Here is a 12,607-nt window from a genome sequence, read left to right as displayed (position 1 = left end):
CGAAAAAGATTCTTTAATTGCAGAAATATATTTTTAGCACTTAAACTACCTCAGTAAACTGCCTACTCTTTTACTATCTTTACACCATGCAAATTCCTCCAGGAAAAAAAATATACTTCTCAAGCGACAATCATTTGGGGGCTCCTACACCAGCTGAAAGTAAACCCAGAGAAGAACATTTTGTAGCGTGGCTAGATCATGTTAAAGAAGATGCCGCAGCTGTCTTTTTGTTGGGAGACCTGTTCGATTTTTGGTTCGAATATAAAACTGTAGTCCCAAAAGGTTTTGTTCGTGTCCTTGGAAAATTAGCTGAAATTAGCGATAGTGGAATTCCAATTTATTTCTTTGTTGGAAATCATGATCTTTGGATGCACGATTACTTCGAAACCGAACTTAACATACCTATCTATCACGAACCTAAAGCATTTACATTCAACAATAAAAAGTTCTTTATTGGTCACGGAGATGGTAAAGGCCCAGGGGATAAAGGCTATAAGCGCATGAAGAAGGTATTTAAAAATCCCTTTTTTAAATTTCTTTTTAGATGGATGCATCCCGATATTGGCATGCGTGTAGCACAACATCTTTCTGTAAAGAATAAACTAATCTCTGGCGATGAAGACAAGCATTTTTTAGGAGAGGAGAATGAGTGGCTAGCGCAGTATGCAAAACGAAAGTTAGAAACCGAACATTACGATTACTTTGTTTTTGGTCACAGACATCTACCCATGACTATTCCTGTAGCAGAAAATAGTACCTATTATAATCTGGGTGATTGGATTATACACTACACGTATGGAGTTTTTGATGGCAGCTCTTTTAAATTAGAAACTTTTCCAACTACTCAAGCAAACGATTAAAAGTAATTGCATCGAGACGACCATCGGGAAACAAGCCTTGTTTCTCTTCGAAGTTCTTTAAAGACTCGAACGTTACATTTCTAAATAAACCATCTAAAGGAATTTCATATCCCTTTTCTATTAATAGTTTCTGAATCTCATATACAAAAGCACCTCGTTCCCCTAATCGAAGCGAATAGGAAGTTGGGTTTTCAGAAAACATATTTCGCAGTAAAATTTTCTTTTGTTCTGCTTCTGAAAGGACCTTCTCTTGTACAATTTCTTTTTTTGGTTGAAGCAACTGCGCCTCGTACATTTTAACAGCCGCTAACTTTTTTCGGTATTCTGAAACTGCAGCGACCGTCTGTGCATCATCATCGCTAGGGTTTCGTACATCAATACGTTCTGCGCCCCATTGTGTGATCACATATCCATTTAAAGCTTCAACTGCCTCGTAATAATTTAATACTTGTGGGCTCATTTCTTCACCCATAGTGATAGCTTCGGGAATTTCATATTCGTAATTTGGAGGATGAAAACGATGGTATTTTGAATACATGTTATACCCTAGAATGCCTAAAATAACTACTAATAGAAAAATAATGATTTGTTTCATAACGGGTTTGGTTGGCTTCCTGTAAATGTAGGAAAAACAGTTGAATTCTATTTATGAAAGAAAAATACGATTTATGCCTTTATATCCTTAAGTCGTAACTGAAGGTTTACATTGCCTTGCCATTCGTTTTCATCGATTACATAGGCAGCTTTAAATGGTTTCCCACTGCAAGCGATGTCCGCTTCCGAAGCCATCCCAAAACCAATCCCAACAAACGTCGGCGAGTTACTTTGTTGCACGGTAATTCTAAGGTGAGTTTTATCGGCGCCCACACATTTTCCATACCCAGTATCTTTTAAATGTTGGGTCATAAAAACAGGGGTCATATTTCCAGGTCCGAAAGGGGCAAATTGCTTCAGAATTCTATAAAATTTTGGAGTAATCGCTTTCAGGTTGATCTCGGCGTCGATACGAAGTTGGGGAGAAAGTAGTTTTTTATCGATAGTTTCAGAAACAACCTTTTCAAACGTTGTTTTAAACGCTTCGTAATCTTTTTCTAACAAAGTTAGTCCAGCCGCATATTTATGTCCTCCAAATTGTTCGATATGAGCGGCACATCCTTCTAAAGCATTGTAGACATCGAATCCTTTTACAGAACGTGCAGAAGCTGCTAACTTTTCTCCGCTTTTAGTAAAAACTAATGTCGGACGGTAGTATGTTTCGGTAAGGCGGGAGGCAACGATACCAATTACTCCTTTATGCCAATCTTCTTGATAGACTACTGTTGTTGAACGGTCTTCTTCTTTCCTTTCTAAAATTTGCTGAAGTGCTTCTTCGGTAATTTGTTTATCGGCTTCCCTTCGATCGAGATTAAATTGTTCTATTTCTGAAGCCCACACGGCAGCATGGTGCTGGTCGGTTTCTGTAAGAAGCGACACAGCATGATTTCCATGTTTCATTCTTCCAGCAGCATTGATTCGAGGTGCGATAATAAATACTACATCGGTAATGGTGAGAACTTCTTTTTTAACTTGTTTTAATATCGCTTTAAATCCAGTTCGCGGATTCGAATTAATTACCTTTAAACCAAAATGCGCCAAAATCCGATTCTCTCCAGTAATAGGAACAATATCGGCACCAATAGCCGTAGCAACAAGATCTAAATACAATAATAAATCATTAATTTTCAAACCACGATCTACCGATAATGCTTGAATTAATTTAAAGCCTACCCCACACCCACACAATTCTTTATAAGGATAATTGCAGTCGTCTCGTTTGGGGTCTAGTACTGCAACGGCTTCTGGAATTTCGGGTCCTGGCCTATGGTGGTCACAAATAATAAAATCAATACCTTTTTCTGAAGCATATTTCACTTTATCTATTGCCTTAATACCGCAATCGAGTGCTATAATTAAAGTAACATCATTATCCTGCGCAAAATCGATTCCTTGATACGACACTCCGTACCCCTCTGCATAACGATCGGGAATATATGTTGCGACATTTGGATAATATGTCTTTAGGTAAGAAGAAACTAAAGCTACACTGGTAGTTCCATCCACGTCATAATCGCCATATACTAAAATAGATTCTTTGGCAGCAATGGCTTTTTGAATTCTTGCTACTGCCTTATCCATATCCTTCATTAAAAACGGATCGTGGAGGCCACTAAGATCTGGACGAAAAAACCGTTTGGCTTCTTCGAAAGTTTCAATGCCACGTTGTAACAACAGACTTGCAATTACCTCATCAACACCTAAGGATTTAGTGAGCACTGCAATTTTTTGAAAATCAGGTTTGGGCTGTAAGGTCCAACGCATATTGATAGTGAAATTTTATAGGGAAGTGATGTGATAAAAGTACTAAATACTGTATGGATTTCTAAGTATTTTAGAACTATTTAAAGAGGTGTTTTTAAATTTGGTTTCATTATTGAAAAAGGGTTTTTCTTACAGTCGCAACTAAACAACTGAATTAAAAAGGAGTGTTTACCTGCTTATAATCAGTCTTTTAACGTCGTTTAAAACACTACAATGAAACTACTTTAGCACACTGAAAATAAGTATAATAATCCATAAACTCTACATCATGAAATTTAAAGTAAAAGGTAGATTACAAGCCGCTGTATGCGATGAAAACACCATGGTTGTTGCCAATACGACCCTGCGTATCTATAATATCGCTCAAAACATTAATGAAGCCACCGCATATACTGCTGCCCAAAGCAAAGAAGTTGCACAGGTTTTCGAAGAAAAAGAAATTAAAGACCGTTCTGGAAAACTGTTAGTAGAAACTACTACCGATGCAGAAGGGAATTACGAGTTTGAAATTGATGACCAGCAACAGGAATATTCTGGGGGTGCAATGGCTGTTTCGGTGTACTATAAAGACATTCCAAATTACGGGCAAGAAAATACAGACCGTCCAAAGGGATTTACCACATTTGAAGTGCTTCTTAACGTCATTCAACCACGCTGGGAACAAACCGAAAATGGGCTAATTGCCGGTTGGAACTATCAAATACTCCACCGTATCTGGTGTTATATTTTAAAAAGGTTAGATATCTGGGTAATCTGCGGAACACTTCGTAACTGCAAATCGCAGGAACCCATACAAGGTATTGATGTAATTGCAATGGACGATGATATCATAACAGACGATCGTCTAGGAATGGCTACTACCGACGCAAACGGGAGGTTCTGCATTTATTATCGTTCTGCCGATTTCAAAAAAACATTCCTTTCACCTTTTATAAATATAGAAACAACTCCTTTTCTAAGTCCAGGATACGGTCCCGACATTTATTTTAAATATGCACTTGGGGGAGATGAATTTGCAGCCGAGTCACACACAGAAGCTCATAAAGCTAGTCGCCGAAATGTTGGGAATTGTGTCTGTGTACACCTTTGCCTTGAGGATGCCCCTACGATTCCTAATGATGGAGAATTTGTTTCAGCTTTTTATAATATCGGGCACACAAGACGTTACCATCCCGTATTAAATATCGATCCAGTGACGGGAAGAACTACTGGAAAATTAGAAGCCGCTTGGAATGAGCAAGCTTTTTATAGCACTATTTTACTGTTGGGGTCGCTCACAGCCAAATTTAACGGACAGCCTACTGAATACAAATTTCAATACGCCACAGTTGCAGATCCTTCTACGCCTACAGGAAGTATTCCCGATGCAAGTTGGAACGATGTAACCGAAAGTCTTATTGCTAAAACCATTATTGGAGATCAACTGGTAAACAATACCGATCCGTCGTTAGGCAATCATAATTATGTGATACAAGGGTCGAATGCCGCAAATAGCTCGGGGGGGACCGACTACAAAGTTTCTTTTAATGGAAACTGGATCGAAGTACCACAAACTCCAGGAATTAATTTTGATGGCTCACTCATCCGACTAAAAACCGCCGACTTAACTGGAGGCGAAGTAGATAAAGGGGGGTTAGTGCCAGGAGCATCTTCAGGCCCATTAGAATCGAACACTTATATAGCATTGCGAATGTTTAAACGGGAAGCTGGAAATATGGCTTCGGAAACCATGTGCGGGTTTTCAAGGCCTTTGGCACTGTTTAATACCCAGTACAAAGATGTGCCTCAAGGCGGAACTTGGGACCCGGCTGGAAAAGATACTGAGTTGGGAATTGCGACTCTGGATTTACAGGAATTGGTCGATGGCGGTAGTTGTGCGAAAATCGAAACAACACTACAGGTAAATTATACGGCTGCAAACCCAAATTTAGGTGCAGTATCGCTAGTAATGTATGGACCCGGCGGACCTCATAGCTTTGATCCGATCACCTACACAACCCCGGGACAAGAGGCCCACGGAAGTTCACAATATACAGGAAATGTAGAGGAGCTACCCAATTGTGCTTTTGAAATAAAACTTTTTGCCGAATTAAACCTTACTAACGGAGAGCAGCAGCACCACACCATTCAAGACCGTGTACTGTATTGTAAGCTACATCAAGAATAAATTTAATTTTAGGGGAGGAAAGTCCGGAGAAAACGACATACTGTTTCCTTCGGATTTTTTGTGAACGCTTTTTTCTTTTTTCGTATTTTGTCCTTCAATCAAACATATAATACATGCCTTTAGTAACGCCTCTTTCTTCCGATCACGATAAAGAAACCCAACAATTAGCCGAGTTTTTCAATGAAACACTAGGGTTTTGCCCCAACAGTGTACTCACCATGCAACGACGACCCGCAATTAGCAAAGCTTTTATAAACCTTAATAAAGCTGTTATGGCGAACGAAGGTCGGGTTACATCCGCTCTTAAACGAATGATCGCTTGGGTGAGTAGCAATGCCACTGGATGTCGGTACTGCCAAGCCCACGCTATTCGTGCCGCTGAACGCTACGGAGCAGAACAGGAACAACTCGACAATATTTGGGAATATAGAACACACCCTGCCTTTTCTGAAGCTGAACGTGTTGCATTAGATTTTTCACTCGCTGCTTCTCAAGTACCCAATGCTGTCGATGGAACTATAAAAGAACGCTTATACGAACATTGGAATGAAGGAGAAATCGTGGAAATGCTTGGAGTTATTTCTTTATTTGGCTACCTCAACAGATGGAATGATTCGATGGGAACTTCAATTGAAGAAGGTGCGGTTGAAAGTGGAGACCAATACCTTGGTAAACATGGGTGGAATAAAGGGAAACATCTATAAAAAAGTTTCAGTCTAATGAAAAAGACAGTGCTCATCCTAATTTTAGTCTCCTTAGCGTCATGCAATTATCTTGAAGACTTGGCGGATGAAATGAAGGGGTTTCAGAAACAAACTATCGATAAGAATGATTATAAATATGTAATCGACAAAAAGAACCGTCGCGGTTATGTTACCATCGATAACAAAATCATGGACGGTATTTATATAGTACTTCAAGACAGTGTACTTTATGAAGAACTTCACATTAAGGATGGATTTTTGCATGGCCCCTATTATTATTTTAATTCTGAAGGTAACATTACACTAGAAGCTACTTATTATCATAGCTATCGAGATGGATTTGAAAAAATATATTATAAAAACGGCACGATACGATCTGAAAAAGAGTTTAAAAGAGGAAAACCAACGGGTACCGAATACCGCTACGATGAGACTGGAACTTTAGTTCAGAAAGAAATAGTTGAAGATGGTATTACCTATAAGCATCAATACTACCAAGGAAAGCACACGGGAACTGAATATCTAAAAACTATTCAAGGTGAGTCATTTTTAATATTTCTGAAATACGATAATTTAGGAAACATAAAACTAATCCTCGGAAAGCAAGAACCTGTTAACTCTTCTGAATTTTATGTGTTCGCTCCTAATTTTGATGTGATTGAAGTGGTAAATCCGAACCTTGATCCCGAAACAGCACAGTACTATTTTAGCATGCTACAGGATTTTTAAAGAAGTTCTTTAATTTTCTTTTGAAGCTGGGGCACCACCGATTCTTCAAACCATGGATTCTTGCTTCTCCAGAAACGATTAACTGGAGATGGATGTGGCAGCGGCCAGTACTTAGGAAGATATTCTTTAAAATTGCTCACCCGATTGGTAAGGTTGCTACCGTCTTTTGGTAAATAATAATTTGTGGCATAACTCCCAATAAGAAGAGTAAGCCTTACATTATTTAATTCTGAAAGCACCGCATCGTGCCATAATGGAGCGCATTCCTTTTGTGGAGGAAGATCACCCGTTTTCCCTTTTCCTGGATAACAAAATCCCATTGGTAAAATTGCAAAATTAGTTGTATTGTAAAAGGTTTTATCATCTACCCCAAGCCACTCTCTTAATCGCTTTCCGCTTTGGTCTTTCCAAGCGACACCGCTCTCGTGGACAATACGACCTGGTGCTTGACTTATTATAACGATCTGTGAGGCTTCAGATGCTTCGATAATCGGTCTAGGCCCCAATGGTAGTCGTTTGCTGCAGACTTCGCAATTTCGAATGGTTTTTAAAAGGTGCTTCAAGATTTTTTTTAAAAGGGTTACGTTTCAGTTAATCGAATTCAAAAAAAAAGCTACTTGAGGAAAACAATGCTATCCATACGTAATTAGTTTTTGTAGATACCCTCTATTTTTTAGACGCCAATGTTTTCCCGCCAACAACTATTACCAACTCCCCTTTTGGAGGTTTTGCTTCAAAATGTTCCAATACCTCGATAGCTGTTCCACGCACCGTTTCTTCATGAAGTTTTGAAATTTCTCTCGACACAGAGATTGGGCGATCGCTCCCAAAATACTCCACGAATTGCCCCAAGGTTTTAATGAGTTTGTGGGGGGATTCATAAAAAATAATGGTGCGGGACTCTTCAGAAAGAATTTTTAATCTTGTTTGCCTTCCCTTTTTTACGGGTAGAAATCCTTCAAAAACAAATTTATCGTTTGGCAATCCGCTATTTACTAAAGCTGGTACAAAAGCTGTTGCCCCAGGCAAACAATCTACTTCTATTCCTGCTTCTACACAGGCACGGGTTAATAAAAATCCCGGATCGCTAATGGCGGGGGTTCCTGCATCGCTAATAAGTGCGACTGTGGTTCCCGACAAAATTCGTTGTACAATCGCTTGGGTTGTTTTATGTTCGTTATGCATATGGTGCGAATGCATCTGTGTAGTAATTTCGAAATGTTTTAGCAATTTACCACTAGTACGAGTGTCTTCAGCTAAAATGAGATCCGCCTCTTGTAATACTTCAACGGCACGAAAGGTCATATCTTTTAAGTTTCCAATTGGTGTGGGAACGAGGTATAATTTTGCCATAGGATAGCGAGTATAAAGGCAGTTTTTAATAAAATTTAAAATAATTATTTACTAGGACCGGGTAGTTTCCGAAGCAATAAAAAAAGCAATTCTTATATAAATCGCTTTTCTACTACTGCCATAAAACGTTCCTCATACATGGGTTTTTTTAACCAATAATTATAATCTGGTTTTACTTTCCCCTTAATAAATGCTTGTGCTTCTTCGAAGGTGTTCATTGTATTAATTTGTGATAGCACCCGTGTGTAGTCTTCTGTACTATCGTCGAACAAATGTTTTATAAAAGCCAAACGATCGTTTAAACCAATATTAAGTCCTTTATTAATGCTATCGTTAAGAGATTTTGGCTTATCATCATCGCTTTCTATCGCTTTTGTTTTAATAGAACTGCTTGTTGGAAAAGTTTTTTCTTTGGTCGTATTTTCAACATCTCCTCCCTTTGTTGGTTGCTTGCGCTCGAACGTAGGGGTTTCTTGATAATTAGAAGCAAACTCTTCTAGATCATTCTTTATATATTTTGGTTTTGGGAGCACTTCTGCAAGTAATTCATCGACACGTTGAGATTGTTCGGGCATTTGTGCCACAATATCTTTAATCTTCTCCATTAAAGGTTCGATAAGGTCATCTTGATGTTGTGGTTGAGGTACTGGTTCGGGTTCGGTAAACCAATTCTCCTCACGAAAACTTTTAGAGTCTAATGAGGCTTCATTTTTATCAACTTTTTGGGTATTTTCAGCTCCTTCAATTTGGGTTTCCAAAAAATCTAAAATACTTAACCGCTCGTATATATTCGCTGTTACTTTTTTGAGACTAGCAGTGTCGAATTGCTTTTCTTCAGAAAGAATTTGTTGTGCCAACATTTGGATATCTGCCCTAAGTTTCTTCTTCATAACTTTTAAAATTATTCTCTTTTTCTCAATTTTGTTTTTATAAATTTACGCAACCTTTATGTAAACGGAAAATCTTTCTGTTTTCGTCTAATTCAATATCATGTTTCTCGAAAATACCGTAAATCAAAAAGAACAATTTGGCTGGATAGAAGTAATCTCGGGCTCTATGTTTTCGGGTAAAACAGAAGAACTAATTCGCCGCCTAAAACGTGCTCAATTTGCACGTCAAAAAGTAGAAATTTTTAAACCTGCTGTAGATATTAGGTACGATGAAGATATGGTGGTTTCGCACGATAGCAATGAAATTCGTTCTACTCCAGTACCTGCTGCAGCTAACATCCCTATGCTTGCTGATAATTGTGATGTGGTAGGGATCGATGAGGCACAATTTTTTGATGATGCTATTGTAAAAGTTTGTAATGATCTTGCCAATAGTGGAATTCGTGTAATTGTTGCGGGACTGGATATGGATTATAAAGGGAATCCGTTTGGCCCTATGCCGGCTTTAATGGCAACAGCCGAATATGTAACCAAAGTACACGCAGTGTGCACCCGTACAGGAAACTTAGCCAATTACAGTTACCGTAAAGCCAATAGTACCGATCTGGTATTGTTAGGAGAAACCGAAGAATATGAGCCATTAAGCAGAGCGGCTTATTACAAAGCAATGCTGCGTGAAAAGGTTCGTAAAATGGATGTTAAAGAGCCACAAGAGGTTCCTCCTAAAAAGCAAGCCTAGCATGCCTCAAGCCACCGAAACTATTCTTGAAATCGACTTAAATGCCTTGGCGCATAATTATAAGTATCTCCGTGCGAAGCTTCAGAAAAACACTAAATTTTTAGCGGTAGTAAAAGCCTTCGGTTATGGTAGTGAAGCTTCAGAAATAGCCACAGAATTAGCAACGCTTGGAGTTGATTATTTTGCTGTTGCCTACGCTGGAGAAGGGGAAACACTTCGTAATTCTGGCATTGAAACGCCGATTCTGGTACTGCATCCCCTCCCCGTAAATTTCGATGTTATTGTAGAACGTTGTTTGGAGCCAAGTATTTATTCACGAAAAATGTTAACCGAATTTATCGATTATACAAAAAAGAAAAATCAAAACTCTTACCCAATTCATTTAAAGTTTAATACGGGATTAAACCGATTGGGTTTTACAGAAAATGATCTCGAATTTATCGCTACAACACTTGCTGCAACAACTAGTGTAAAAGTACGATCTATACTTTCTCATCTTGCTGCAAGTGAGGATGCTTCAAAAAAAGATTTTACAAAAAAGCAACTTAAAAGGTTCGATGTTATTTCAGAAAAAATTAGTGCTGCTTTAAATTACAAACCACTACTTCATACGACTAATACCTCTGGAATTATTAATTATCCAGAAGCGCATTACGACATGGTTAGAAGCGGAATTGGGTTGTATGGCTTCGGAAACGATTCTGAAGAAAATAAAAACTTACATCCTGTTGCTACCCTTAAAACTGTAATTTCACAAATCCATTCCATTTCTGAAGGAGAAAGCGTTGGGTACAATATGGGATTTATTGCCGAAGGTTCTATGAAAACAGCAACCCTTCCCATTGGTCATGCCGATGGAATTACAAGAGCGTATGGCAAAGGAAAAGGATGGGTTACTATTCACGGACAAAAAGCACCTATCGTTGGAAATGTATGTATGGATATGATCATGGTCGATGTTACCCATATTGATTGTGAAGAAGGAGACGAAGTGATAGTTTTTGGAAAAAATCCATCTGCAGAAGCGTTATCTAGTGCCATCAATTCAATATCGTATGAATTACTCACCGCTGTATCTCAACGTGTGAAAAGAGTGATTTGTCGAAAATAAGTTTGGAGAATTCTAAACTCTTTGTTAAAAAACAGAATTTAGCTACATTAGTGCTCTATTAACTTAAAACCCATCAAAAAATGTTAAAAGAATTTAAAGATTTCATCATGACTGGCAACGTTATTGACTTAGCGGTCGCCGTTATACTAGCAGGTGCTGTTGGTTTAGTTGTGAGCGGATTTGTATCCGATATTATGATGCCTATTATTGGTCATTTCGCCGGAGGCGTTGATTTTGCCGACATGAAAGTAGTACTTGACGAAGCTGTTATAGGACCAGAAGGTGTTGTAGTAGAGCCAGAAAATGCAATTATGTATGGTAAATGGGTAAATGCAATCATCAACTTAATCATTGTTGGATTTGTATTATTCATGATCGTAAAATCTTATGCAAAAGTGCGTGCTAAGAAAGAAGAAGCACCTGCACCACCTCCAGGACCGTCAGAAATAGATCTTTTAAAAGAGATTCGTGACGAGCTTAAAAGAAAATAACAATACGTAGCAGCCGCTACACTATTTATTTTTTAATCTTTAAACCCTCCAAGGCTTTGTGCTACGGAGGGTTCTTTTTTTGTTTAATTTCTAAAAGTTTATTGGTAATGGCGTATTTTTGAGCATCGATTAAAAACCTTTAAATCACAATTGAAAATGAAAGTCGCAATTGTTGGTGCTACCGGGATGGTAGGTACCGTTTTATTAAAAGTATTAGAAGAACGAAATTTTCCAATCTCCGAATTACTTCCCGTAGCCTCTCAACGATCGGTTGGGAAACAGTTGGTCTATAAAGACAAACTATATTCGATTGTAGGCATGCAAACCGCTATAGATGCAAAACCCGATATTGCAATTTTTTCTGCAGGAGGAAATACCTCACTAGAATGGGCTCCCAAATTTGCAGCCGCAGGCACAACAGTAATCGATAATTCATCTGCATGGCGAATGGATGCAGATAAAAAATTAATTGTACCAGAGATTAATGCTCAAGTTTTAACAAAACAGGATAAGATTATTGCAAATCCAAATTGCTCTACGATTCAATTAGTAATGGCATTGGCGCCACTTCATAAAAAATATACCATGAAACGCGTTGTTGTTTCTACCTATCAATCGGTTTCTGGTACTGGCGTTAAGGCGGTACAGCAAATGGAAAACGAAATGGCTGGTATAAAAGGGGAAATGGCATACCCCTACCCTATTCATAGAAATGCATTACCACATTGCGATGTGTTTGAAGATAATGGGTATACGAAAGAAGAAATGAAACTAGCTCGAGAACCTCAAAAAATATTAGACGATCGCACCTTTTCAATTACAGCTACGGCAGTTAGAATACCAACCTCTGGGGGCCATAGTGAATCGGTAAATGTTGAGTTTTTAAACGATTTTGACCTTAGTGAAATTCGTTCGATTTTACACAATACACCAGGAATTGTGGTGCAAGACAATCCAGACACCAACACGTACCCGATGCCAATATATGCGCATGATAAAGATGCTGTTTTTGTAGGAAGAATTAGAAGAGACGAAACACAACCCAATACTTTACAGCTTTGGATCGTGAGTGATAACCTTCGTAAAGGTGCCGCTACAAATGCTGTGCAAATTGCTGAATATCTAGTTGCAAACAAGTTAGTTTCGTAGGGCTTTATGCTGTTTTGTAAGTGTTCTAAAAGGTCTGCGTCTAAATGGTTGTAACC

The 12,607-nt window shown here is 38.5% G+C and carries 13 protein-coding genes; 8 read left to right on the top strand and 5 right to left on the bottom strand.

Annotated elements, in window-relative coordinates; genetic code table 11:
• Positions 1-86 precede the first annotated feature (86 nt).
• Positions 87-860 carry a UDP-2,3-diacylglucosamine diphosphatase gene (locus ULVI_RS06080; RefSeq protein WP_068590752.1) on the top strand — a complete coding sequence of 258 codons (774 nt, stop codon included), beginning with the start codon at positions 87-89 and terminating at the stop codon, positions 858-860.
• Here the strand turns inward: ULVI_RS06080 and ULVI_RS06075 are convergent.
• Positions 841-1,455: a peptidoglycan-binding domain-containing protein gene (locus ULVI_RS06075; protein WP_068590749.1), complete on the bottom strand. Its 615-nt coding sequence runs from the start codon at positions 1,453-1,455 to the stop codon at positions 841-843. The two genes, ULVI_RS06080 and ULVI_RS06075, sit on opposite strands and share 20 nt — an antisense overlap.
• Before the next feature lie 71 nt (positions 1,456-1,526).
• Positions 1,527-3,218: a single-stranded-DNA-specific exonuclease RecJ gene (gene recJ / locus ULVI_RS06070; RefSeq protein WP_068590747.1), complete on the bottom strand. Its 1,692-nt coding sequence runs from the start codon at positions 3,216-3,218 to the stop codon at positions 1,527-1,529.
• A gap of 268 nt (positions 3,219-3,486) precedes the next feature.
• On the opposite strand from recJ, the gene ULVI_RS06065 reads away from it, so the two are divergent.
• From ULVI_RS06065 to ULVI_RS06055, 3 genes are all read left to right on the top strand, one after another.
• Positions 3,487-5,385, top strand: coding sequence for a transthyretin-like family protein (locus ULVI_RS06065; RefSeq protein WP_068590745.1), 1,899 nt, complete (start codon positions 3,487-3,489; stop codon positions 5,383-5,385).
• Between the two features lie 113 nt (positions 5,386-5,498).
• Positions 5,499-6,089 carry a carboxymuconolactone decarboxylase family protein gene (locus tag ULVI_RS06060; protein ID WP_068590743.1) on the top strand — a complete coding sequence of 197 codons (591 nt, stop codon included), beginning with the start codon at positions 5,499-5,501 and terminating at the stop codon, positions 6,087-6,089.
• A gap of 15 nt (positions 6,090-6,104) precedes the next feature.
• Entirely contained in the window at positions 6,105-6,818 is a 714-nt protein-coding gene (locus ULVI_RS06055; protein ID WP_068590741.1) for a toxin-antitoxin system YwqK family antitoxin, read from the top strand.
• On the opposite strand, the gene ULVI_RS06050 is transcribed toward ULVI_RS06055, so the two are convergent.
• The 3 genes from ULVI_RS06050 to ULVI_RS06040 form a co-directional block, all read right to left on the bottom strand.
• Entirely contained in the window at positions 6,815-7,381 is a 567-nt protein-coding gene (locus ULVI_RS06050; RefSeq protein WP_068590739.1) for a uracil-DNA glycosylase family protein, read from the bottom strand. The genes ULVI_RS06055 and ULVI_RS06050 overlap by 4 nt on opposite strands.
• Positions 7,382-7,484: 103 nt before the next feature.
• Positions 7,485-8,171 carry a 16S rRNA (cytidine(1402)-2'-O)-methyltransferase gene (gene rsmI, locus ULVI_RS06045; RefSeq protein ID WP_068590737.1) on the bottom strand — a complete coding sequence of 229 codons (687 nt, stop codon included), beginning with the start codon at positions 8,169-8,171 and terminating at the stop codon, positions 7,485-7,487.
• A gap of 92 nt (positions 8,172-8,263) precedes the next feature.
• On the bottom strand, positions 8,264-9,061 hold the full coding sequence (locus ULVI_RS06040; protein ID WP_068590735.1) for a hypothetical protein: 798 nt from the start codon (positions 9,059-9,061) through the stop codon (positions 8,264-8,266).
• Positions 9,062-9,161: 100 nt separating this feature from the next.
• On the opposite strand from ULVI_RS06040, the gene ULVI_RS06035 reads away from it, so the two are divergent.
• From ULVI_RS06035 to ULVI_RS06020, 4 genes are all read left to right on the top strand, one after another.
• A complete protein-coding gene (locus ULVI_RS06035; RefSeq protein WP_068590730.1) occupies positions 9,162-9,800 on the top strand; it encodes a thymidine kinase in 639 nt (212 codons plus the stop codon).
• Between the two features lies 1 nt (position 9,801).
• On the top strand, positions 9,802-10,911 hold the full coding sequence (alr, locus tag ULVI_RS06030; protein ID WP_068590728.1) for an alanine racemase: 1,110 nt from the start codon (positions 9,802-9,804) through the stop codon (positions 10,909-10,911).
• Positions 10,912-10,991: 80 nt separating this feature from the next.
• On the top strand, positions 10,992-11,402 hold the full coding sequence (gene mscL, locus ULVI_RS06025; protein WP_068590725.1) for a large conductance mechanosensitive channel protein MscL: 411 nt from the start codon (positions 10,992-10,994) through the stop codon (positions 11,400-11,402).
• 156 nt (positions 11,403-11,558) lie between these two features.
• Entirely contained in the window at positions 11,559-12,551 is a 993-nt protein-coding gene (locus ULVI_RS06020; RefSeq protein ID WP_068590724.1) for an aspartate-semialdehyde dehydrogenase, read from the top strand.
• Positions 12,552-12,607: the final 56 nt, after the last annotated feature.

The organism is Cochleicola gelatinilyticus, from assembly GCF_001637325.1.
Classification (GTDB): domain Bacteria; phylum Bacteroidota; class Bacteroidia; order Flavobacteriales; family Flavobacteriaceae; genus Cochleicola; species Cochleicola gelatinilyticus.
Note: the sequence above shows the minus strand (reverse complement) of the source record. Positions and strands in the feature narration are given on the sequence as shown.

Excerpts from the sequence above, each read along its gene's own strand:
- ULVI_RS06080 (WP_068590752.1), top strand. The coding sequence starts at position 87 with ATGCAAATTCCTCCAGGAAAAAAAATATACTTCTCAAGCGACAATCAT.
- ULVI_RS06075 (WP_068590749.1), bottom strand. The coding sequence starts at position 1,455 with ATGAAACAAATCATTATTTTTCTATTAGTAGTTATTTTAGGCATTCTA.
- recJ (WP_068590747.1), bottom strand. The coding sequence starts at position 3,218 with ATGCGTTGGACCTTACAGCCCAAACCTGATTTTCAAAAAATTGCAGTG.
- ULVI_RS06065 (WP_068590745.1), top strand. The coding sequence starts at position 3,487 with ATGAAATTTAAAGTAAAAGGTAGATTACAAGCCGCTGTATGCGATGAA.
- ULVI_RS06060 (WP_068590743.1), top strand. The coding sequence starts at position 5,499 with ATGCCTTTAGTAACGCCTCTTTCTTCCGATCACGATAAAGAAACCCAA.
- ULVI_RS06055 (WP_068590741.1), top strand. The coding sequence starts at position 6,105 with ATGAAAAAGACAGTGCTCATCCTAATTTTAGTCTCCTTAGCGTCATGC.
- rsmI (WP_068590737.1), bottom strand. The coding sequence starts at position 8,171 with ATGGCAAAATTATACCTCGTTCCCACACCAATTGGAAACTTAAAAGAT.
- ULVI_RS06040 (WP_068590735.1), bottom strand. The coding sequence starts at position 9,061 with ATGAAGAAGAAACTTAGGGCAGATATCCAAATGTTGGCACAACAAATT.
- ULVI_RS06035 (WP_068590730.1), top strand. The coding sequence starts at position 9,162 with ATGTTTCTCGAAAATACCGTAAATCAAAAAGAACAATTTGGCTGGATA.
- alr (WP_068590728.1), top strand. The coding sequence starts at position 9,802 with ATGCCTCAAGCCACCGAAACTATTCTTGAAATCGACTTAAATGCCTTG.
- mscL (WP_068590725.1), top strand. The coding sequence starts at position 10,992 with ATGTTAAAAGAATTTAAAGATTTCATCATGACTGGCAACGTTATTGAC.
- ULVI_RS06020 (WP_068590724.1), top strand. The coding sequence starts at position 11,559 with ATGAAAGTCGCAATTGTTGGTGCTACCGGGATGGTAGGTACCGTTTTA.